General features: G+C 44.7%; 19 protein-coding genes. 11 read left to right on the top strand and 8 right to left on the bottom strand.

The window, feature by feature from the left end:
- The first annotated feature begins 5 nt into the window (after positions 1-5).
- From ABLV08_RS04345 to ABLV08_RS04395, 11 genes are all read left to right on the top strand, one after another.
- Positions 6-1,175: an aminomethyltransferase family protein gene (locus ABLV08_RS04345; protein ID WP_015704573.1), complete on the top strand. Its 1,170-nt coding sequence runs from the start codon at positions 6-8 to the stop codon at positions 1,173-1,175.
- Positions 1,176-1,249: 74 nt separating this feature from the next.
- Entirely contained in the window at positions 1,250-3,808 is a 2,559-nt protein-coding gene (locus ABLV08_RS04350) for a beta-ketoacyl-[acyl-carrier-protein] synthase family protein (protein WP_348855601.1), read from the top strand.
- 4 nt (positions 3,809-3,812) lie between these two features.
- Positions 3,813-5,045 (top strand): beta-ketoacyl synthase N-terminal-like domain-containing protein, encoded by a 1,233-nt coding sequence (locus ABLV08_RS04355; RefSeq protein ID WP_348855602.1) that lies wholly within the window; start codon positions 3,813-3,815, stop codon positions 5,043-5,045.
- Between the two features lies 1 nt (position 5,046).
- Positions 5,047-6,000, top strand: coding sequence for an ATP-binding protein (locus ABLV08_RS04360; RefSeq protein WP_348855603.1), 954 nt, complete (start codon positions 5,047-5,049; stop codon positions 5,998-6,000).
- Between the two features lie 8 nt (positions 6,001-6,008).
- Positions 6,009-6,716 carry an ABC transporter ATP-binding protein gene (locus tag ABLV08_RS04365; RefSeq protein WP_032712733.1) on the top strand — a complete coding sequence of 236 codons (708 nt, stop codon included), beginning with the start codon at positions 6,009-6,011 and terminating at the stop codon, positions 6,714-6,716.
- On the top strand, positions 6,700-7,350 hold the full coding sequence (locus ABLV08_RS04370) for a hypothetical protein (protein WP_032712734.1): 651 nt from the start codon (positions 6,700-6,702) through the stop codon (positions 7,348-7,350). Before ABLV08_RS04365 ends, ABLV08_RS04370 begins: the two co-directional genes overlap by 17 nt.
- On the top strand, positions 7,351-8,661 hold the full coding sequence (locus ABLV08_RS04375; protein WP_015704579.1) for an ABC transporter permease: 1,311 nt from the start codon (positions 7,351-7,353) through the stop codon (positions 8,659-8,661).
- Between the two features lie 8 nt (positions 8,662-8,669).
- Entirely contained in the window at positions 8,670-9,458 is a 789-nt protein-coding gene (locus ABLV08_RS04380) for an outer membrane lipoprotein-sorting protein (protein WP_348855604.1), read from the top strand.
- Positions 9,459-9,511: 53 nt separating this feature from the next.
- Positions 9,512-10,843 (top strand): hypothetical protein, encoded by a 1,332-nt coding sequence (locus ABLV08_RS04385; protein WP_049053590.1) that lies wholly within the window; start codon positions 9,512-9,514, stop codon positions 10,841-10,843.
- A gap of 13 nt (positions 10,844-10,856) precedes the next feature.
- Complete coding sequence (locus ABLV08_RS04390; RefSeq protein ID WP_015704582.1) at positions 10,857-11,786, top strand: ACP S-malonyltransferase; 930 nt, start codon at positions 10,857-10,859, stop codon at positions 11,784-11,786.
- Between the two features lie 10 nt (positions 11,787-11,796).
- The gene (locus ABLV08_RS04395) at positions 11,797-12,786 is read left to right on the top strand and encodes a hypothetical protein (protein WP_015704583.1); all 990 of its coding nucleotides are present in this window, start codon (positions 11,797-11,799) and stop codon (positions 12,784-12,786) included.
- 51 nt (positions 12,787-12,837) lie between these two features.
- Here the strand turns inward: ABLV08_RS04395 and ABLV08_RS04400 are convergent, their stop codons facing one another.
- From ABLV08_RS04400 to cyoA, 8 genes are all read right to left on the bottom strand, one after another.
- Positions 12,838-13,164, bottom strand: a complete 327-nt coding sequence (locus ABLV08_RS04400) for a hypothetical protein (protein ID WP_348855605.1) — start codon at positions 13,162-13,164, stop codon at positions 12,838-12,840.
- A gap of 263 nt (positions 13,165-13,427) precedes the next feature.
- Positions 13,428-14,795 carry an MFS transporter gene (locus ABLV08_RS04405; RefSeq protein WP_032712739.1) on the bottom strand — a complete coding sequence of 456 codons (1,368 nt, stop codon included), beginning with the start codon at positions 14,793-14,795 and terminating at the stop codon, positions 13,428-13,430.
- 201 nt (positions 14,796-14,996) lie between these two features.
- Positions 14,997-15,329: a hypothetical protein gene (locus tag ABLV08_RS04410; protein ID WP_032712740.1), complete on the bottom strand. Its 333-nt coding sequence runs from the start codon at positions 15,327-15,329 to the stop codon at positions 14,997-14,999.
- A gap of 259 nt (positions 15,330-15,588) precedes the next feature.
- A complete protein-coding gene (gene cyoE / locus ABLV08_RS04415; RefSeq protein WP_015367961.1) occupies positions 15,589-16,476 on the bottom strand; it encodes a heme o synthase in 888 nt (295 codons plus the stop codon).
- A gap of 11 nt (positions 16,477-16,487) precedes the next feature.
- Complete coding sequence (locus ABLV08_RS04420) at positions 16,488-16,817, bottom strand: cytochrome o ubiquinol oxidase subunit IV (protein ID WP_015704585.1); 330 nt, start codon at positions 16,815-16,817, stop codon at positions 16,488-16,490.
- Complete coding sequence (locus ABLV08_RS04425; protein WP_015704586.1) at positions 16,817-17,428, bottom strand: cytochrome o ubiquinol oxidase subunit III; 612 nt, start codon at positions 17,426-17,428, stop codon at positions 16,817-16,819. Before ABLV08_RS04425 ends, ABLV08_RS04420 begins: the two co-directional genes overlap by 1 nt.
- Positions 17,418-19,409 carry a cytochrome o ubiquinol oxidase subunit I gene (cyoB, locus tag ABLV08_RS04430; protein ID WP_032712741.1) on the bottom strand — a complete coding sequence of 664 codons (1,992 nt, stop codon included), beginning with the start codon at positions 19,407-19,409 and terminating at the stop codon, positions 17,418-17,420. Before cyoB ends, ABLV08_RS04425 begins: the two co-directional genes overlap by 11 nt.
- Before the next feature lie 19 nt (positions 19,410-19,428).
- Positions 19,429-20,373, bottom strand: coding sequence for a cytochrome o ubiquinol oxidase subunit II (cyoA, locus tag ABLV08_RS04435; RefSeq protein WP_015704588.1), 945 nt, complete (start codon positions 20,371-20,373; stop codon positions 19,429-19,431).
- Between the last annotated feature and the right edge of the window lie 427 nt (positions 20,374-20,800).

Here is a 20,800-nt window from a genome sequence, read left to right on the forward strand (position 1 = left end):
GTTTTATGAAATTACTTTCTGAACTTCACCTGCAAAATAATGCGCTAATGGGCATTTATAATGATAAATGCGTGCCTTCTTCATATCATGATATTTTTGAAGAGTATAAGGCCGTACGCGAAAATGTTTTGCTTGTTGATTATTCCCATATGTCAATTACCAGCGTGATGGGTGATGATGCATGGGCGCTAGTGAACTACATGGCTTCAGCAGATGTATCAATTATCCGTGATGAGCAGGGTATTTATTCTCTAGTACTTAACGTTGATGGAACCATCCGCGGTGAAGTTTATATTCTTTGTGCTGAAGAAGGCTATTATATTTTGTCAGAGGATATGACTTCTAAGGAAATTATAAACATTCTAAATGAAGTTCTCCTTAAGGCCGAAGAGCTAGATATACAGGATATTCCAGAAATCAAATCGATGGACGGAGAAGATTGGGGGATTGTTATGCTGGAAGGCCCCTATGCCTGGGAAATAATGGCGGAAGCTTATGGTTTTGATATCATCGGTCTGCCTTATTACGAATATATGAATACCGATGATGGTTTAATGGTATTTCGCTGCGGTAAACATGGTGAGTTTGCATATCAATTAATCGGTTCTCAAGCAGTCCTGGTTACAATGTGGATGAGGCTACAAGAAATAGGATCAAAATATTTACTAAAAACGGGTGGTTTAGATTATCAAGGGCTGGTGAGGATTGAGAATCCAGGATGGGATGAAAGCCTTTATTCTAGTTACTCACGTAATCCAGTGGAATTGCAAATGCAGTGGGCGATTCAATACGATAAAGAGGATTTTATCGGTAAGAGCGCAGTCGAAGAGTTATCCCTTAAGAGTGCTGAACGTAAACTTGTTGGAATTATACCGGATGAAGGGTGTGGCCATATCGATTCTGATGACCTTGTTATGGTAAATGGGCATCAGGTTGGTGTCATTGTTAACGCCGTATATTCTCCGGCGAAGCAAAACTGGATTGCGTTGGCACTTATTGATGAATGCTATGCGTTAGCGGATATTACTGGATTTAGTATTGTAACTACAAACGGAGAATTTGCTGCTAAAACGCAAAGTGTTCCATTTATTTATAATCGTAGTTTATTAATTAACCCAACAACTCATAGCTATGTTGATGCTTCGAAGGCTAAGAGCGCGCTTGAAACGTATTAATTGTTAGCCTCATTCATACTGTTTTTCCGTCAGTAACGGGATAATGATAAAAATTAAGGATATGTCAGGATATTATGAAAACGAGCAGAAAAAGAGTAGTTATTACCGGTATGGGAATACTGTCGTCGCTGGCTGATAATATTACAGACTTCAGACAAGCGCTGTTGGAGAAAAAAAATGGTATAACTGACAGTGCTCGTTTTTCTAAATGGTTTGAGAATGCCCGTGCGGCGGAAATGTTGCACGAAATTCATTGTCCTGAATTATCCGAAGAGATTGTCTCATCACTCGATAATGCCGCGCTTTGGGCGTATAAAGTCGGCAAGGAGGCACTAAATCAGGCGGACCTTTTCAGCAATCAACAGTGTCTGGAACAGATGGGTCTGATTGTTGGCGTGTCTTCGGCGGGGACTGAAGCATTTCTACCACTCTTTGAACAGCGTGTTGACGATTTCTCGTTACGTAAAGCTCTTTTCTCAGGCGGCTTTTCTTCATGTTGTTCCAGCGCTTCTACGCTTCTGGGTCTAAAGGGTGGAGTGGAACTCGTCGCAACGGCTTGTACGGCGAGTCCGAATGCTGTCGGCATGGCTTTTGATTATATCCAGAATGGCAAAAGCAAGGCGATGTTAGCGATAGGAACGGAGCCTATCTATCTGCCTACCTTCGCTGGATTCTATGCCCTGAATGTTATGCATCCGCAATCATGCTCGCCATTTTCAGGGCAATCTGGGATGTCGATTGGCGAAGGGGCCGGCGCCGTTGTACTGGAAGAGTACGAGCATGCGGTTGCTCGTGGCGCGACCATTTTTGGCGAAATTCTCTCTTATGCAACATCTTGCGATGCCTATCATGAAACCGGGCCTGACCCAAGAGCCAATGGCGCAGTGCAGGTTATGCAGAAAGCAATGGCGAATGCAGGGGTGCAACCTGAGCATATTGATTACGTCAATGCGCATGGCACAGGCACTGAAGCCAATGATCAAATAGAGACTCTGGCGATGAAGAAAGTTTTCTCAGGGGCAGAAAATTTATTGATCAGCTCCACCAAGTCCTATTTTGGTCACAATATTGGCGCTGCCGGAATTGTTGAGCTGATTGCATGTTTGGTTACTCTGCCTGAGCAAAATGTTCTACCAACGTTGAATTTTTCACTGGCGCGCCCAAATTGCGATCTTGACTACGTTGCGAACGCATTCCGGGAAAAAGATATCAATATCTTTATGAAGAACAACTACGCATTCGGCGGCAATAATTGCTGCATGATTGTGAGTACAAAACCTGGCTCTGTTCCTCTCACCTCCTATGACGCAAAACGTGTTGCCATTACAGGGATTGGCGCAGTATCGGCGATAGGCCACTCGATAAATGAAATCCTTCACTATATCCATGAAGCAGATAGCCCTGTAGAACTCAGCGGTGTCGTATTCCCTGATGATACACTTGAGGAGGCGAATGCACTGTTGGATGTACTGGCAACAACCAATCAGCTTACAGAAATTTTCGGTCCTGAATATCAGAAAGAGACCTATCAACAGCCGGAGGATGAGAAGAATTTTAAAACTTACCAGGTAAAAGATCTGGAACCTCGTAAACATCTACGCCGATACGATCCGCGTAAAGCAACGCGCGGCGGGACTTTTGCTCTCATCGCACTCACTGAAACGTTGAATATGGCTAAACGTAAGATTAAACGCGATGGCAATGACCTGGGCATGGTGCTGGGAATGGCGCGAGGTCCACAAGAGACAACCTATAAGTATTTGCAGAGTTTGAAACCTGACCCGAGAAAAGTACGTACTTCTGAATTTCCCGGTTCCCTGATGAACTCAATTACAACATTCTGCGGGATTTCCGAGGGGATAAAAGGATATACGACAACGCTGGCGACAGGTGAAAACGCTGCGCTTGGCGCATTGACTTATGGTTATGAAATTGTTCGCCAGCAGCTCCAGCCGCAGGTGATTGTGGGCGGAGCCGATGAATATTTCCCTTCCATGTCTCTGTATATGGATGCTGTGACAAATAAAATTCATATGACCTCAGATGCTTCGGGTTATCAGATATATGCTAAAGAGGCGAATGGATATGTTCCTGGCGAAGGTGCCTGTATGCTGTTATTAGAAGACCCACAGGCTGCGGTTTCTCGCGGAGCCGAGGTATTGGCCGAAATCGCCGGATATGGTAAGTCATGTAGTAATTCCTATTTTGATATCACTCAGGTTGAAGAAAAATCCGCAGCAATGTCTCAGGCCATTACTCGTGCGCTTGTTGATGCAGGTATTACATCGAAAGATATTGATTTGGTATGTGGTACCAGCAATGGCAGCGAAGTGAATTCTTTGATAGAAATGAATGCAATTTATATGTCGTTTAATTGCCATAATCCACGTGTCCCAGTAGTGAATTATAATGCTTTCTTTGGTTTTGTCGCTTCGGTTGCGGGTCTTTTAAACCTGTCAGTGATTCTTGATTGTATTAAAAAACAATCAGTTCCTGCCATTCCCTATACACAAGCATTCGCTGATAAAAGGATTAATTTTGTGCATAAGCCATTAAATCTAAATATCAAGTATGCTCTTTTAATTGGTGCTACCGAAGGTGGTAATTATTACGCAATTGTAATAAAAGGATAGCCCGGTGAACGAAAGAGCAATTATTTCTGGTTTCAGTGTTTGTTTGCCTTATGCAGAGAATAGTTCGCTGCTAATTGAAAGTTTAAAGCAGGGAAAATGCGTGAACTTATCTCCATGGTTTGCATCAGATAACCAAGCTATAGAATGTGGGTTCTCTGGCAATATAAATATTGCAAAACTAAAGCAGAATAATGATAGCGCTCTTGACCATTTGTATAGACTTATCGATGAAGCCTTACTTCAGGCTGGTCTCAATGATGACTGCCTGAAAGGCGACAGGGTCAGAGTGTACATTACTGGGATCGGTCCTCGTGTCGATGTCATGGATTATAGAAATTTCTATAATTATAATGATATGGAGGATGTGTCGGTAACATCCTCAATTAAAAATCTGGCTGTGAAAAATATGTCTCAGGATAGCTTTTCTTACAATCTGGCGAAGAAATATGAATTAAGTTACCTTCCGCCGAATATGAACTGCACAAGTAACTCGTCGCTAACAGCTATCCATCTGGCCACCAGAGCAATTGAAAAAAATGGTATTGATCTTGCACTGATTATCAATATCTCAAAAATTAAATATCAAGATCTGGGGTTTCTTGCGAGCCAGGGAATGCTGGATAGTGAGATTGTTCAACCCTTTGGTGTGAATAGCAATGGTGTGCTTTTTGCTGAGGGTTATGGTGTTATGCTGCTGGAAAACCAACGACATCGATTAGGGCGAGGGAAAAGTCCAGGAATAAGCATTTACTCGGCTTATAAACAAATTAATGCTGGTCGTAGTAATGATGCCTACTGGCAAAGTGCCAGCATTCTAAAATTAATAAATTCACTGCTGAATGATTCGGGTGTGCAAAAAGAAGAACTTTGTGCATTTATACCTCACGGTAATGGCACCTCATCAAGTGATAATGTTGAAGCAAAAGCTATCGCTATATTTACAAGTGAAATGACTCTTCCAGTACTGGCCTATAAGGGACAAATCGGTTATACCGCAACCGGTTCAGGATTGATAGATATAGTAATTGGTTATCACTCTTTGAAAAACGGTGAGTTAATTTTCCCTGTTGTTAATGATGACATCATAAATGATGTCTCGCGCCATATACCGACAGAGGGCAGGGGAAGCAGACATGACAAGAAACATTTATTAAAGACTGGGTTGGGTGTAGATGGTTCCGTCATTGCACTCTTAATGACTAATTTAAATACCAACACTGGCTACGAGGGAGAGTGATATGTATCTGTCATCATATTCTTTCCTTGAACCGGAAGAACCATTTTATTTATATTATCCAAGCTGGCTAAATGTTTGGGAATCACACTCCTACAATACAGCATTGAAGACAACTGGAGCTAATGGTTGGAGGTTCAAACGCTTTGGAACAAGAAATGATGTATACACGCGCGAGATTACAAGACGACCAGATCATATACCTTATATAAATGCTCTTGATAAGGTATCAGATGCCGCTTTACACAGCTTGTCAGCAAAAGAACGGATGTTATTACTTAAATCGCGAACCGCATTTATCTATATCGATTCATGGGGAGAGTCAGGCGTGTTTGAATACAATATCAGTAGCCTTAATTTATCCACTATTGATACTTTACCAAAGATTCTGATCAAAAAATTTTCCATCAATGATGTAACCTGCAAAATTCGCGGTGAAAATAGTTCACTCTTTCAGGCTATGGCAATGGCTCAAGATTATCTCGGCTGGGATGTTTTTGATTTTGTCGTTATCTGTGGTGGATACCGAGCTGTACCATTGTTAGCTTTCACTGCAGAAAGTATGAAACAACGTAAAGAAAAAAAGAAATATCATCATATTCCTGGTGTGAATTTATCTATCGAACGGGTAGGTTGCTTTGTTTTTAGTAAAAGAGAAGGTGGTTTCAAAGTACACTGCAGCCCATACACATATGCTGATGTAAATGAAATTAGTCTGCCGGGTCATAAAAATATCAATGATATTGACTGCATTGCCTATGCCGGAGGTATAAATAAATCCATAACAGCCTCTGAGAACGTGATAGATCTTATCGCTCGCTACGGTTGCAGCGGATGTGTGACACCGGCGTTAACTTGGCAATATATTAACCAGTACGCATTACATAATGGTTGTATCAGAACCGTTATTCCGGGAGTAGCTAGCGGCTATGCCTACTTTGATACCTGGTACCAATAGGAGGGAATATGCGCAGCAATATAACAGAACTACCGGATATTTCGTTATCTGGAATATATAAGACCTATGGTTGTCTGGACAATATAACTTATGCTTTAAACAATATTAATCTGGACGTTGTGAAAGGCGAGTTTCTTGTATTGTGTGGGCCTTCCGGTAGCGGAAAGAGTACTTTGCTAAATATACTTTCTGGTATTGATATGCCAACTTCAGGCCATGTCTTCTTTCTGCATAAAAATCTCAATGCGTTGTCTGAAAAAAATCTTGCACACCTTCGCAGTCGACATCTAGGTTTCATTTTTCAATTTTTTAATTTAATACCGGTGCTTAGTGTTTTTGATAATGTTTATTATCCCCTGACGCTGAATGGTCATTTTAATGCGAAAGAGGCCCGAGAGCGAACGCTGCATTTCCTCGATAGTGTTGGTTTATCCCACTTATTGGCTAGAAAACCTGGCCAGTTGTCAGGTGGTCAACAGCAAAGGGTCGCTATTGCAAGGGCACTAGCGCATAGCCCTGAAGTTATTGTTGCTGACGAACCTACCGGTAACTTGGATCTGGCTACCGGTGAATCGATTTTGGACCTCCTGGTTGAGATTAATCAGCGAACGAAAACAACTTTTATTATCTCAACCCATTCGACTCAACTTAAAGATCGCGCAAGACGGAGCGTGGAAATTAAGGATGGAGCAATAATTTATGATTCAGCGAAGTAATCTTTTTAAAATTCTCCTCCTGTGTCTGACCATGTTTACATTTGCAGTATTTGCTGAGATGGGATCAACTCCTGCGACCTCCCGTGTCTTACAGAACGGATTTCCTGGTGAGCCAGAAGCTTTAGCATCTATCACTGCTGATTTATATAAAGAATATGAACATACTAACAACGTCGGCGCGCTGATCTTTTACTCATGGGGAATGTTGCGACAGGCTAACTATTATCAGAGCGTTAATGATCTAATTAACGCTTCTGAATACGCGAAGACTGGATTCTTTTATCTGGATGAATCAGTAGATGCTAATGAAGATAACATGCTAATTCGATATTTGCGTGCAAGAGTGGATGCCTGGCTTCCCGTGGAATTAGGTCGCTGCGTGATTACAATCGAAGATACTGATTTACTTCTTGAAAATAAAGAAAAATTTAGCGGTGAGGTTATTAATAATATAATTACAATGCGTTTGCGAGCACTGCATAATTGCCATCGCAAACAGCAAGAAAAGCAACTCACTGAGCATCTTCGCAGAATCAATCAGCAGCGTGAAATTGATTTTGAAAGTAACCAGTCGCCGGTTTGGGAAATGGCTGAAGTCATGCAGGTTGTCGTTCCTGTTATTAAGGGTGATTAAATGTCAAAGGATATGATATTTTTTAATTCTATTCTGGTTTTAATATTGATGTTTGTTATTTATAATGTCATCTTTAATTTTGGCGATGCAAAATTCTCATTTTTGAACTTGCTACGACATCGGCGGAGAACAATATCTACTCTTTCTGCCATCATTTTAGGTGGTTGCGCAATATTTTTGTATGGTGGTTTTATCAACTACTCTTTTTGGATACTCAAAGAACAAACGATACGTACCAACATTGGTCATGTGCAAATTTATAACAGGACCTATTTTGAAACCGCTAACAAAAATAAGAGCCTGATCTCTGATTATGCTACGTTAAAAAATAAAATTTTACATAACGCCGATTTTTCTAATGAGATTTCAACAATAGCTGGCCAGCTTGAATTTACCGGAATAATTTCACACTACGAAAGTGAAACGTCAAATTATTTTTCAGCACAAGGCGTAGAACCTTTACCAGCCCTGAAGTTAGGGGCATTTGATAAGATAGTTTTTGGTAGCGATTTATCTCGCGTAAAACACAATGAAGTTACTATTGGCAGTGGCCTGGCAAAAACACTAGATAGCCACTATGGTGACTGGCTTGATGTCATGGCGGTTAATATAGCCGGAGGGCAGGGGGCTATCTCTGTCAAACTACGCGGCGTCTTTGAATCAGGAATAAAGGATTATGACGATGTTGTTATAAAAATGCCTCTTGAGACTGCGCAGCGAATTATGGGGACTGATGGTGTTAGTAAGATAGTCATCTTGCTAAACAACGATGATGTAACATCTTTTGTTAAGAAAATGAGAGAGTATATAGCAGACCAGCATTTGCCTCTGATCGTTAAGGACTGGAAGGAGAACTCTATTTTTTACCAGCAGGTGGAGGGCATGTTGTCGGGGATCTATTTTTTTATTAAACTTATTGTGGCGCTTATCGTGGTTTTCATGATCGGTAATTCAATGACGATGAATATTGTTGAACGAACCCGGGAAATTACTACACTTCGCGCAATTGGTTTACAATCAAGTCGTGTAACGCGTTTATTCTGGATGGAAGGCATATATATCGGTATCTTTGGCGCATTGGGGAGTCTTTTCTTTGGTTTCACTATTGCTGCCATAATTAATATTTCTGGTATTGCGATGCCACCTTCGCCGGGCCAATCAGTAGGCTACACCGCATTTATTAAAACAAATGATGTTGAATTGATCTGGGTAACCATGATATTACCAATTTTAACATCAGTCGTGGCTTCCATTATTCCCGCATACCGTGCATCGCGCCTTAACATCACTGATGCATTCAAATTTTCATAGAGGAAAGTATGAAAACCAGTGTATTGTATTTATTTATCATAGCTATATATTTGCATTCTGTCCCGGTGCAGGCTACGAGTAATAGCCTGCAAGCTCTGAATATAATTCGGAGAGCTGATGATGTTCGCTCACCAAATGAGCCTTTTCGCTATAACGTGACTGTACTTGAGTATAAAGAGGGTGGCAAAGTGCCTGAAAACATGCAGTCGCTGGATATATCGATGCGCTTTATTAAACCAAAAAACGGTTTGAAAGCTGATGCTCGTTCACTTATCCGTTTTACCTATCCTCCGCGAGATAAAGGCAAGATCATGTTATCTGATTGGTATGACTTATGGTTTTATACGCCAGAATTACGCAGGCCTATTCCTATTTCGCGCTCACAACGATTAATCGGTCAGATCTCTAATGGCGATGTTATAGTGACGAACTTCGAGTATGCTTATGATTCGACCCTGGAAGGGGAAGAGCCTTGTGGAGATAAAATTTGCTATCGACTGTCTCTCACTCGGAAATCTGAGGCCGTTACTTATCCTAAAGTGATTTACCTGGTGGAAAAAAATGCGGAATATCGGCCATTTAAAGCATCATATTATTCTCTTGATAATCAACTTCTCAAAAGTGTCTTGTATAAAAACTATCAGATAGTATTAGGGAAGAATCGTCCAACAGAGATTATTGTGCAGAATGCTCGCTATGAAAAAGGTTATTCTGTCATGAAGTATAGTGATGTTCGCCTTGAATCGTTGCCTGAATTCCACTTCACTAAAGAGTTTATTCAGCGAGGCGCGAAGTGAAGGGCCATCTGGGTACATTGCTATTTGCTTTGTCACTAACACCATTATGGGGAATGGCTAATTGTCTGTCAGGTGACCAAATACGCTCGAATGGCCAGATTATTTTGAACGCGCAGGCATCTTTTGCGCACAAAAGTGACTCCATTTGGCGCATCAATGGCGCTAATCCATACACGGCCGATAACGCGTATAATGATATTTCTATTAATCTTTCAAGCGCTTGTTCCTTCATTGAGGATGTGCTGGGATTAGATTTTTCATTATATAGTTTAGGATATTATGCGATAAAAGAAGTAGGATTATTCGAACAGGATGATCATCGCGGAAAAATATTAATTGATAGGCTCAAGATTAACTGGTCGTTGTCTGATAGCATAAGTTTTGAAGGTGGAAAAATAAATTCATTTCCAGGTGCCTTTCATTTAAAATCACCAGCATCACTGTTGACTTCCTATTATGCCGGATTTAAACCGACACGAATATACGATCCGAAGCTGGAGTCCGCCTATAGCGAGTCGTATTGGGGGGGGCGGTTAGCCAAAGAATTTCGTGATTATGCATTCTCGCTTACTGTTATACCCAAATTAGCAAGTATCGATAAATATTATGAATCATCCAGTAACTGGACAGCCAATCAAAGGGCTAACAGCAGTGAATACTATTTATTAAGTTATACCGATTATCGGCTTGTTAACCATCGGCTAGCAGCGAATATAATGCTTGGCGACTCTCCTTCATTGGCACTATCTGATGGCTATAATTTAACTCCTCAGTTTGTTGTCAACGTAGAAGCGGCTTTGCACAAAACGCAACAGTGGCGTCACTTTTCTGTTGAAAAACGGAACGAGGTGCTTTCTGGGCTATATCCTTCATCGCTATATGCGCAGAATGACAAAAAAGGTTATGAATTAGCCGTTGGTGGGCAATACACCACTGACTTTTTTAGTGTGTTTGGTATTGAGTACTACTATCAAAGCGAAGGCTACTCAAAATCGGCATGGCGAGAGCAGGCTGATTTTATTAGGCTATTAAGTAAAAAAACCGGTTATTCCAGCTTAGACCAAGTATTAGATGATTATAAGTATCTGATGGGCTCAGAAATAAGTAATACAGGAAATAAAGGTATGCTGCAGGGGCGGCATTACATTACTTCATGGTTAAGTTTACAGAGTATAGATCATTCAACTTTTCAGCCTTATTTAGTGGTGAACTTAGTCGATGGTAGCTCCTTAATCGGGGCCCATTTTGTCCAGCCATTAAAAGGGGTGAGCGAACAGGCTGAGACTTATACGGGGTTGTATAGCGCATTAGGTAGTCGTGATTCTGAGTTCGCACTTTTTGGCGAGACTCTCGGAGTTTACGTTGGATTTAAATATTATTTATAAGGATATTTTTTCTATGATAAAGCTATCAGACCAGCCAACGGTGCTTATTTTTGCCGGTCAGGGAAATCCTGCCGTCGGAATGGGAGCTGATTTATGGGATTTGAATACAACGACGAGACAAATCTGGGACTGCGCCAGCGATGTGACAGGGTTAGATCTTCGTCGGTTGTGTCAGAAAGGACCGATGAATCGTCTGGTGAAAACGACGACGCAGCAGTCGGCGGTGACAGCTATCAATATCACTCTCTATAGTTTGTATGCCGAGCGATTCGCTGACGCTAACGTTGTTGGTTCGTGCGGCCATAGCGTTGGTGAATATAGCGCACTTTATGCGGCCGGCGCCTTAACGCTGGAAAATGTGTTCAAGCTAATATTGGCGCGCTCTACTATCATGGGCGATTTAAGCAATATTCATAAAGGCGCGATGCTAGCCGTGAGAGGTGCCGATTTTCAAACGGTAAGTCAGTTGATTATCGACTCCGGAAGCCCGGTCGTGGTGAGTTGTGATAATAGTCCCTCTCAGCAGGTGATTGGCGGTACGCTACCAGATTTAAGTGAATTCTCTGGGGTTCTGATGGGGGCTGGTCTGGATGCTGTCAAGCTAGGTGTTAGCGGAGCCTGGCATACGCCTCTTATGTCTGAGGGGATTCAGCCCATGCGGGATGTGCTCAAGACGGTGGAGATTGTACGGCCAAATTATCCTGTACTGATGAATGTCACTGGACGGGAAGAATATAATCCGGAGAAAATTAAAGAGAACTTATCTTTGCATTTGACCCATAGAGTACGGTGGAGCGCATCGATAGCCGCCTTTTTACAACATATCCCCTCCGTCAGGTTTGTTGAAATCAGTAACAAGGTGTATCTTGGGCATCTGCTAAATGATTTCGACGGTTTCTCTGTAGAATATTTTACACATTGTCGAAAAATGTTGGCGGCGTAACGAGGGTATCATGATTCCGGATTATTTAACGTTTATTCGTCGTCAGGATCGGTCGCTTTTACCGTATTTGTACTTTCTTACTACATTACTAATTGCATTTTACGTCAAAAACAGAGGGTATCTGTTAACCGTAGAGGATGCCTTTCCAGTAAGTGCCATCTTTTCGTTAACTATGTTCAGCTTTGTTTATGAGTTAAAGGGATATTGGGCATATAAATATGCGATAAGGAATATCAATTTTTCTTGGTTGCAGGGGAAAAGCTATTCGCGATTTGAGATAATACTGTGGCAGCCGCTTGTCGCTACAACGTGCTGTTTACTGAGTTGCTATCTGGTTGTTACAGGATTTCTACTCTTTTTTTCAACCATTGTAGCCATGTTCTGTATTGCTATTTTTGTGCCAATGATAATCTATATAATGTGTTGGATGGCGAGAAATTGTTACGTCAAGCAGTTGCAGCAGGCAACTATCTATACGCTTAAATATCGTAATCTCCATCACTATACCTGCTTGAACGTTACCGTGACTGTCTTGACCAGTTTTGCGGTTATCAGTCCGCTGATTGCAGATGATGATTTTTCCTTAGCCGATGGTTTTTTTTCACCTCGCTTGATGGTGGCTATGCTGATCCTATGTTCATTAATCCTGCTGGTTAATCTGTCTTTCGCTCACCCTTCCAGGCGTTATACCTTTTTAGGTAGACTTTTGCAAAAAGAGTTTGATGTAAACCTTGTCAATACGATGATACTTCCTGGGATAAATAGCAAACCTTTGTGGCTTAGATTGGTTATTTTCTTCACCCTTCAGGTTTTCTGGATTGTGACTGTTAGTCTGTTGTTGAAACTTTTAGGGTGGGAAATATATTTTTATGCATATTTTATTTTATGTATGATACCTGCGATAGGATACTTTTACTTGCATGTCTATTGGAAGTGGCATGAAGATTACATGACTGCCTGTGATATGTATCTCAGATGTGGTGAAAATAATAAAAATTAGAAATTGAAAGGAAAATAAGGCCAGTCAGAATGCTGACTGGCCTTATTCTATTTAGCTTTGCAGGGCATCAACAACGCCGCCCCAATCAGTCGCAGCATTATAAACGAAATTTGACCAAACCCCAGATTCTGCATACAGCAGGGAGTTGATATGATCGGTTAGAATGCTTCCCAGGCTAGATGGCGAACCGCCAAGAATATTGGAAATTAGATCAATAGTGGTTTCCATAGCGGAGGAGGTCAGAACCATACCAGCATTAATACCTGCTGCTACCAGGCCCAGTGCTGATTGAATCGTGAAATCAACCAAAGCACAAGGCAGGTCGATAATACCAGCACCTGAGATATATTCCATTTCGTTTGCTGTTAATTCTTTCATTTTTAATTCCATCCTAGATTAATGAATAGTTAGTGATGTGCTTATACACACCGGGCAATATACTAATCAGAGGTTTTTTTATATAATAGTGAATATTTAAATGATCTATTAGTTTTAATGTGAATTAAAATTCACTAACGACACTTACATAAGTGATGGGTATTATTTAGCTACTTCATATTTGATAACAGAAGATACCCGAGAGTATCTTCTGTGTGTGCGAGCGTGCAGCTTATTGTTTAGAACTCAGCAATTCAGGTCTATTATGAAGTTGCGATGATGGTCTGTTCAACCTCGAAGCGGTTGGTCACTTTGCTATCGATCTTTATATAGGCTGAACGTTCTTCAGCGACAATCATGACCTGTTCAACGCCAGGTTTCGACAACAGACGGCGCTGTAGCTCATCATCAATGACTACATCGTCCGGGATCTCAACACGTAAACTGCTGACATAAGGCGGTTCACTCATGGTGCTGGCCACCAGTAGCCACAACATCGCCAGTAGCGCACCGAGTAAAAACACGGTCTGCGAGTCAAAGAATCCGTCTACCCAGCCGCCCAGGGCGCCACCGATGGCCACGCCGATAAACTGACTGGTAGAATAAATCCCCATTGCTGTGCCTTTGTAGCCTGCCGGTGATTCCTTGCTGATTAACGAAGGCAATAACGCTTCCAGTAGATTGAAGGCGAGAAAGAACAGTTGCACCCCTGCAACTAACTCCCAGAAATAGCCACCAGCTCCCCAGAGCACGATTTCCGCTATCAGAAGCAGAGCGACGCAAAGCAGGAACACCCGTTTCATCTTGCGCTTCACTTCCGCATAGATGATGAATGGCACCACGGCGACAAAGGAAATGACCATGGTTACCAGATAAATTTTCCAGTGCTCGGCGGCCGGGAAACCTGCGGCCTCCAGTTGTCCTGGCAGCGCAACAAAAGTCGACATTAGCATGATGTGCAGACACATAATGCCGAAGTTCAGCTTGAGGAGTTTAGGCTCAGCAAGCACTTTGCTGAAACAGCCCTTTACCATGCCAGATTCACGGTTCAGTACATGATTGTGGCTATTTGGTACTACCCACAGAGTCAGCAAAATACCGAGGCTTGCCAGAATAGCGATCATCCAGAAGAGGGCGTGCAGCCCCAACTGGTGAGTGACAATAGGGCCGAGCACCATAGCGATGGCAAAGGTCACGCCAAAGCTGACGCCAATGAAGGCCATCGCTTTGGTACGGTTCTGTTCGCGGGTTAAATCGGAAAGCAGTGCCATGACGGCGGCGGCGATAGCGCCTGAACCCTGTAGGGCGCGGCCAAGAATAATGCCCCAGATGGAATCGGTCAGCGCGGCGATGATGCTGCCGATAACAAATATCAGCAAACCACCAATAATTAACGGTTTACGGCCGATGCGGTCAGACAGGAGGCCAAACGGGATCTGGAAGACGGCCTGGGCGAGCCCGTAAATGCCTATAGCCAAACCAATCAGCGCTTCGCTAGCCCCCTGCAGCGCCATGCCATATGTGGTCAAAACGGGCAGGACCATAAACATGCCGAGCATGCGCAGTGAAAACACGGTCCCTAAACCCCAGGTTGCGCGCAGTTCTCCTGGCGTCATTTTGTTATCGTTCATTACCACCTCAATATAAAAACTGTGACTAGTGTAGTGGGGGGATAAGGACGCGTAAATAAATGTTTGTTTAGCAGATATTACGACTGTGTTGCGTAATAGAAGAAGGGATGAGAACCAGAGGCTAAAATGGTGAGGCGCTAAATAAAAGATTTAAAACAACAGAAAGGGCAGAAATGAAATCTGCCCTTATCATTATACCGATTAGGAAGCAGCTTGATCCAGGAAGCTATTCCAGTCGGTAGCGGCATTGTTCACGAAAGTGTTCCAGCTGTTACCAGCGGTAGAAACGAAGTTTGCCCAGTTTTCCTGACCGGTGCTGACTACACTTTCCCAGTTTGCCTGTCCAAGGAGGAATTTACCAAATTCAATCGCGCTATCGCCGACAAAAGAGGCAAAAGCCAGACCGGAGGTCAGAGCAAATGAAGAAAACCCTGCCGCAGAATTAGCGACAAAGCTGGCGAAGCCGGTTGCAGCGCTCACCAGGTTGAAACCACCTGAGACAGATTCCATTTCGTTGAATGTTAATTCTTTCATTGTTATTCCTTGCTATTAAAAATCCATATTTTTGTAGGTGCTTGCCTACCGTGTAAGGCTAGCACCATCTCCGCTAATGGCGCGAGATGGTTGGCGGTTAGCAATGCTCAATTTTTTCCTCAATTTTTAGCTGCGTGATGAGTGAAGAAAATGAAGTACAAAAGTGAGGGGAGGGCGGTATTGATGAAGTGACCCGATATTGGCGCATAAAAAAGCCCCCGGCTAGCGGAGGCTCTTTTCATTCAGATTTAGCGTAATCTTATCTGACGTAAGCCAGCAGATTATGTGAATCCGGCACCATGAAATCGACAGACATCATGACTGACAGCGCGGTGATGGCGACGATGGAAAAGACGAACAGCTTACGTGCCCAGACTTTATCATCCGCCACTTTGTATCCGCGCAGCGCCATACCAAGCCACCAGACGCTTACCGCGGCCGCTACGACCAGATATTTATATCCAGCGTACCCCCCCAGAGAAAGCATCAGCGTTGCCACGGCAAAGGCCACGATGTACAGCGTGATATGGTTTTTCGCGACTGAGATGCCTTTCACTACCGGCAGAACCGGAATATTCGCCGCCTGATAATCCTTGAAACGGAAGATCGCGATGGCGTAAGAGTGAGGCATCTGCCACAGGCTAAAGATCGCCAGCAGAATCGCCGCGCCGCTGTCAAAATCACCGGTAACTGCGCAGTAGCCAATCACCGGCGGCGCAGCGCCGGAGAGTGAGCCAATCAGCGTGCCGTAGACAGAGTGGCGTTTCATATACAGGCTATAGATGCCGACATAAACCACAAACCCCATCACGCCAAGCCAGCAGGCCAGCGGGTTAGCGCCGAACCACAGCAGCATGAAGCCAGCAATACCCAGCAAGGTGGCGTATACCAGCGATGATTCTGGCGAGATCAGCCCTTTGACCAGCACCCGGTTTTTCGTCCGTTCCATCTTACGATCGATATCACGGTCGATGTAGTTGTTGAAAACACAACCCGAGGCGACCACCAGGGATACTCCGAGGAGCGTCCAGACGAACAGCGGATAGTCGATGTGGCCTTTGGAGGCCAGCAGGAAACCGCCGATCACGGAGATCAGGTTGCCAAAAATGATGCCTGGTTTCGTTACTTGCAGGTATTGCTTAAACATACTCGCCGCTCTTAGTGCATCATCATGTTGTAGTTGAGGTTCCACATAATCCAGATGGAGCCGACAACAACGATAGCAATGATGATTACGGTGAAGATAAACGCGGTCAGGTTCCAACCTTCGTCAGATTTACTGTTCATGTGCAGGAAGTACACCAGGTGCACCAGAATCTGCACTACAGCCGTGACCAGGATGGTTCCCAGAATCGCTGCATGCGAGGCAGAGCCACTCATAACCATTGCAAACGGGATTGCCGTCAGAATGATCGACAGGATGAACCCTGTCATGTAGCTCTTCACGCTGCCGTGAGAAGCGCCGCTATGATCGGTAGAATGACTCATTACATCGCCCCCATCAGATAAACAACAGAGAACACGCAGATCCACACCACGTCCAGGAAGTGCCAGAACAGGCTCAGGCACATAATACGGGTACGGTTAGTGCTGGTCAGGCCGCGACGGGATACCTGAACCATCAATACCGCCATCCACAGCAGACCAGAGGTGACGTGCAGACCGTGGGTACCAACCAGCGCGAAGAACGCTGACAGGAAGCCGCTACGGTCCGGACCCATACCTTCAACAATCAGGTGATGGAATTCATAGATTTCCATCCCAACGAACCCTGCACCGAAGAGGAAGGTCAGGGCGAGCCAGGAAACGACCTGGCTCTTGTTGTTCTTGTACATGGCGATAGCCGCCATGCCATAGGTGATGGAGCTGAATAACAGCAGTGCGGTTTCAACCAGAACGAACGGCAGTTCAAAGATATCTTTACCCGCCGGGCCGCCAGCCGTGCCGTTCACCAGAACGGCATAGGTTGCGAACAGCGTAGCGAAGATAATGCAGTCGCTCATCAGGTAGATCCAGAAACCGAAGACTTTCATCGGTCCTGTATCATGGTGCCCGTGTTCATGCGCGTGGGCATTGTGCGCAAGAGTATCAGTTGCCATTTTTCAGCCCTGCTTTGTTAATCTCATCGAAATGCTGATTTTCCAGTTTTTCGACTTCTGCAACCGGTACGTAGTAATCCACGTCCTCGTCAAAGCTCTTGATAATCCAGGTCACTACGATGCCGGCGAAACCAACAATCGCCATCCACCAGATATGCCAGATCATCGCGAAGCCAAACACCGTTGCGAATGCAGCAATGATGATGCCCGCGCCGCTGTTTTTCGGCATATGAATTTCTTCATAATGCGTAGGTTGCTTGTACGCTTCGCCTTTTTCTTTCATTTCCCAGAATGCGTCACGTTCGTGAACGTTAGGAACGACAGCGAAGTTATAGAACGGCGGTGGAGAAGAGGTTGCCCACTCCAGAGTACGACCGCCCCATGGGTCACCAGTCAGGTCACGGTTCTGATCGCGATCGCGGATAGAAACGTAGAACTGGATCAGCTGGCACAGGATACCGCAAGCAATCAGCGCCGCGCCGCATGCTGCAACAACCAGCATGGAGTGGAACTGCGGATCGATGTCCTGGCTCAGACGACGGGTCATGCCCATGAAGCCCAGCACGTACAGCGGCATAAATGCGACGAAGAAGCCGATGATCCAGAACCAGAATGCGCGTTTACCCCAGGTTTCGTTCAGGGTGAAACCAAAGGCTTTCGGCCACCAGTAGGTCAGGCCTGCGAAGCAACCGAATACCACGCCGCCGATGATGACGTTATGGAAGTGCGCAATCAGGAACAGACTGTTGTGCAGTACGAAGTCCGCACCCGGTACCGCCAGCAGAACACCGGTCATCCCACCAACAGAGAAGGTAACGATGAAGCCGATAGTCCACATCATCGCCGAGTTGAAGACGATGCGGCCCTGGTACATGGTGAACAGCCAGTTGAAGATCTTAACCCCGGTCGGGATTGCGATAATCATAGTGGTAATACCGAAGAAGGCGTTTACGTTCGCGCCGGCACCCATGGTGAAGAAGTGGTGCAGCCAAACGATGAACGACAGAACGGTAATACAGACGGTTGCCCACACCAGCGAGGTGTAACCAAACAGACGTTTACGCGAGAAGGTCGCTGCGACTTCGGAGAAGACCCCGAATACCGGCAGAACCAGAATGTACACTTCCGGGTGACCCCAGGCCCAAATCAGGTTGATGTACATCATCATGTTGCCACCCATATCGTTGGTAAAGAAATGGGTGCCCAGGTAGCGGTCCAGGGTCAGCAGCGCGACGGTGACGGTCAGAATTGGGAAGGAGGCGATAATCAGGATGTTGGCGCACAAAGATGCCCATGAGAATACCGGCATCTTGAACATGGTCATGCCAGGGGCACGCATCTTGATAATGGTCACAAAGAAGTTGATACCGGTCAGGGTAGTACCGATACCGGAGAGCTGCAGCGCCCAAATCCAGTAATCGACCCCTACGCCAGGACTGTACTCAATTCCCGAAAGCGGCGGATACGCCAGCCAACCGGTCTGTGCGAACTCACCGACGCCCAGAGACAGGTTAACCAGAATCACGCCCACAACCGTGAACCAGAAGCTCAGGTTGTTGAGGAACGGGAACGCAACGTCACGCGCGCCGAGCTGAAGCGGAACCACCAGGTTCATCAGGCCGATAACGAATGGCATTGCCACGAAGAAGATCATGATAACGCCGTGGGCGGTAAAGATCTGATCGTAGTGATGAGGTGGCAGGAATCCTGCTTCCCCGGCTGAGGCCAGCACCTGCTGGCTACGCATCATAACGGCGTCAGCAAAGCCACGCAGCAGCATGACGATTGCCACGATAACGTACATGATACCGAGACGTTTGTGGTCGACGGACGTCAGCCACTCGTTCCATAGGTAGGACCACTTACCGAAGTAAGTGATCGCTGCCAGTATCGCCAGTCCCCCGACGATGATTGCAGCAACCGTTACCACGATAATAGGTTCGTGGTAGGGCACTGCATCCAGTGTAAGTTTTCCGAACATCGTTTTCTTCCTCGGCCCCTTAGTGAGCGGTTTCCGCGTGGCTCATGTCCATGCCTTCCATCCCTTCGTGCGCAGCGTGCTCGCCCTCAGGTTTAGACATGTTCATGCTCTCGTGAGACATGAATTTGTTAACAACATCTTTGAACAAATCCGGTTTCACATTAGAGAAGTATTCCACTTTGTTGTTTTCGCTAGGCACAGCCACTTTGTCGAATGCAGCCATGGAGTCCATGGAGTTCGGGGACTGTTTCGCTTTTGCTACCCACTGATCGAAGGTTGCACGATCCGGGGTGGCGATAGCCTTGAACTTCATACCAGAGAAGCCCGGGCCACTATAGCTTGCGGAGATACCGTCATAAGTGCCTGCTTCATCTGCGATGAGGTGCAGCTGAGTCTGCATCCCGGCCATCGCATAAATCTGGCTACCTAAGCGCGGAATAAAGAACGAGTTCATCACGGAGTTGGAAGTGACTTTAAAGTGTACCGGTACGTTCGCCGGGAAGGCGATTTCGTTGACGGTAGCGATACCCTGTTCCGGGTAAATAAAGAACCATTTCCAGTCCATCGATACAACTTCGATGGTGATTGCTTTCTCGTCGTGGACAAGCGGTTTGCTTGGCTCCAGAGCGTGAGTGGTTTTCCAGGTCAGAACGGCCAGGAACAAGATGATCAGAATAGGAACCGTCCAGACCACAGCTTCAACTTTGTTGGAGTGTGACCAGTTCGGGCTATACTTCGCATCTTTATTGCTCGCGCGATACTTCCAGGCAAATCCTACTGCCATTAAGACGGCGGGAATAACGACAATCATCATCAGGCCGAATGCCGTCAGAATCAAAGAGCGTTGCTCCAGTCCAATCTGTCCTTTTGGGTCAAGGAGCGCAGAATCACAACCACTGAGTAATACAGTACCTGCGATTAATGACATCCATCCCAAACTTTTATTGTATTTCCTGAGTCTCATTGAACGACCTCAATTCCACGGGATCTGGTGGCGTTTAAAGTGTACGGGCATTTTACGGTAAGGTTGCATTACTGTAAACACGATTGGATCTGTGTCAGTTCTGTGTTAGCGGGTTCTGCTTGGATTGTCACATATGTTACGGAATGTGACGTAATTGCTTGCAAAGCCTGATTTACGCTGGATCTATAACGAAAGGGATAAGAAAGGGAATGCTTATGGGTGTACGGGTATAAACATGGTTAAAATAACACAAATAATTAACAATTAATTATCAAATAAAAGACATAAAGAAAACGTTAAAATAAAGTAACGCTGCTGAATCGGTTAAATTAATTAAAGAATCGCGTAAAAATTGTCAATAATTTCCAGAAATCTAAAACGCACAAAACAACAAATCAGCTCCCAAGGAAAATAAAATCGCTAATAA

Source organism: Klebsiella sp. CN_Kp088 (assembly GCF_040064335.1).
Lineage (GTDB): Bacteria > Pseudomonadota > Gammaproteobacteria > Enterobacterales > Enterobacteriaceae > Klebsiella > Klebsiella aerogenes.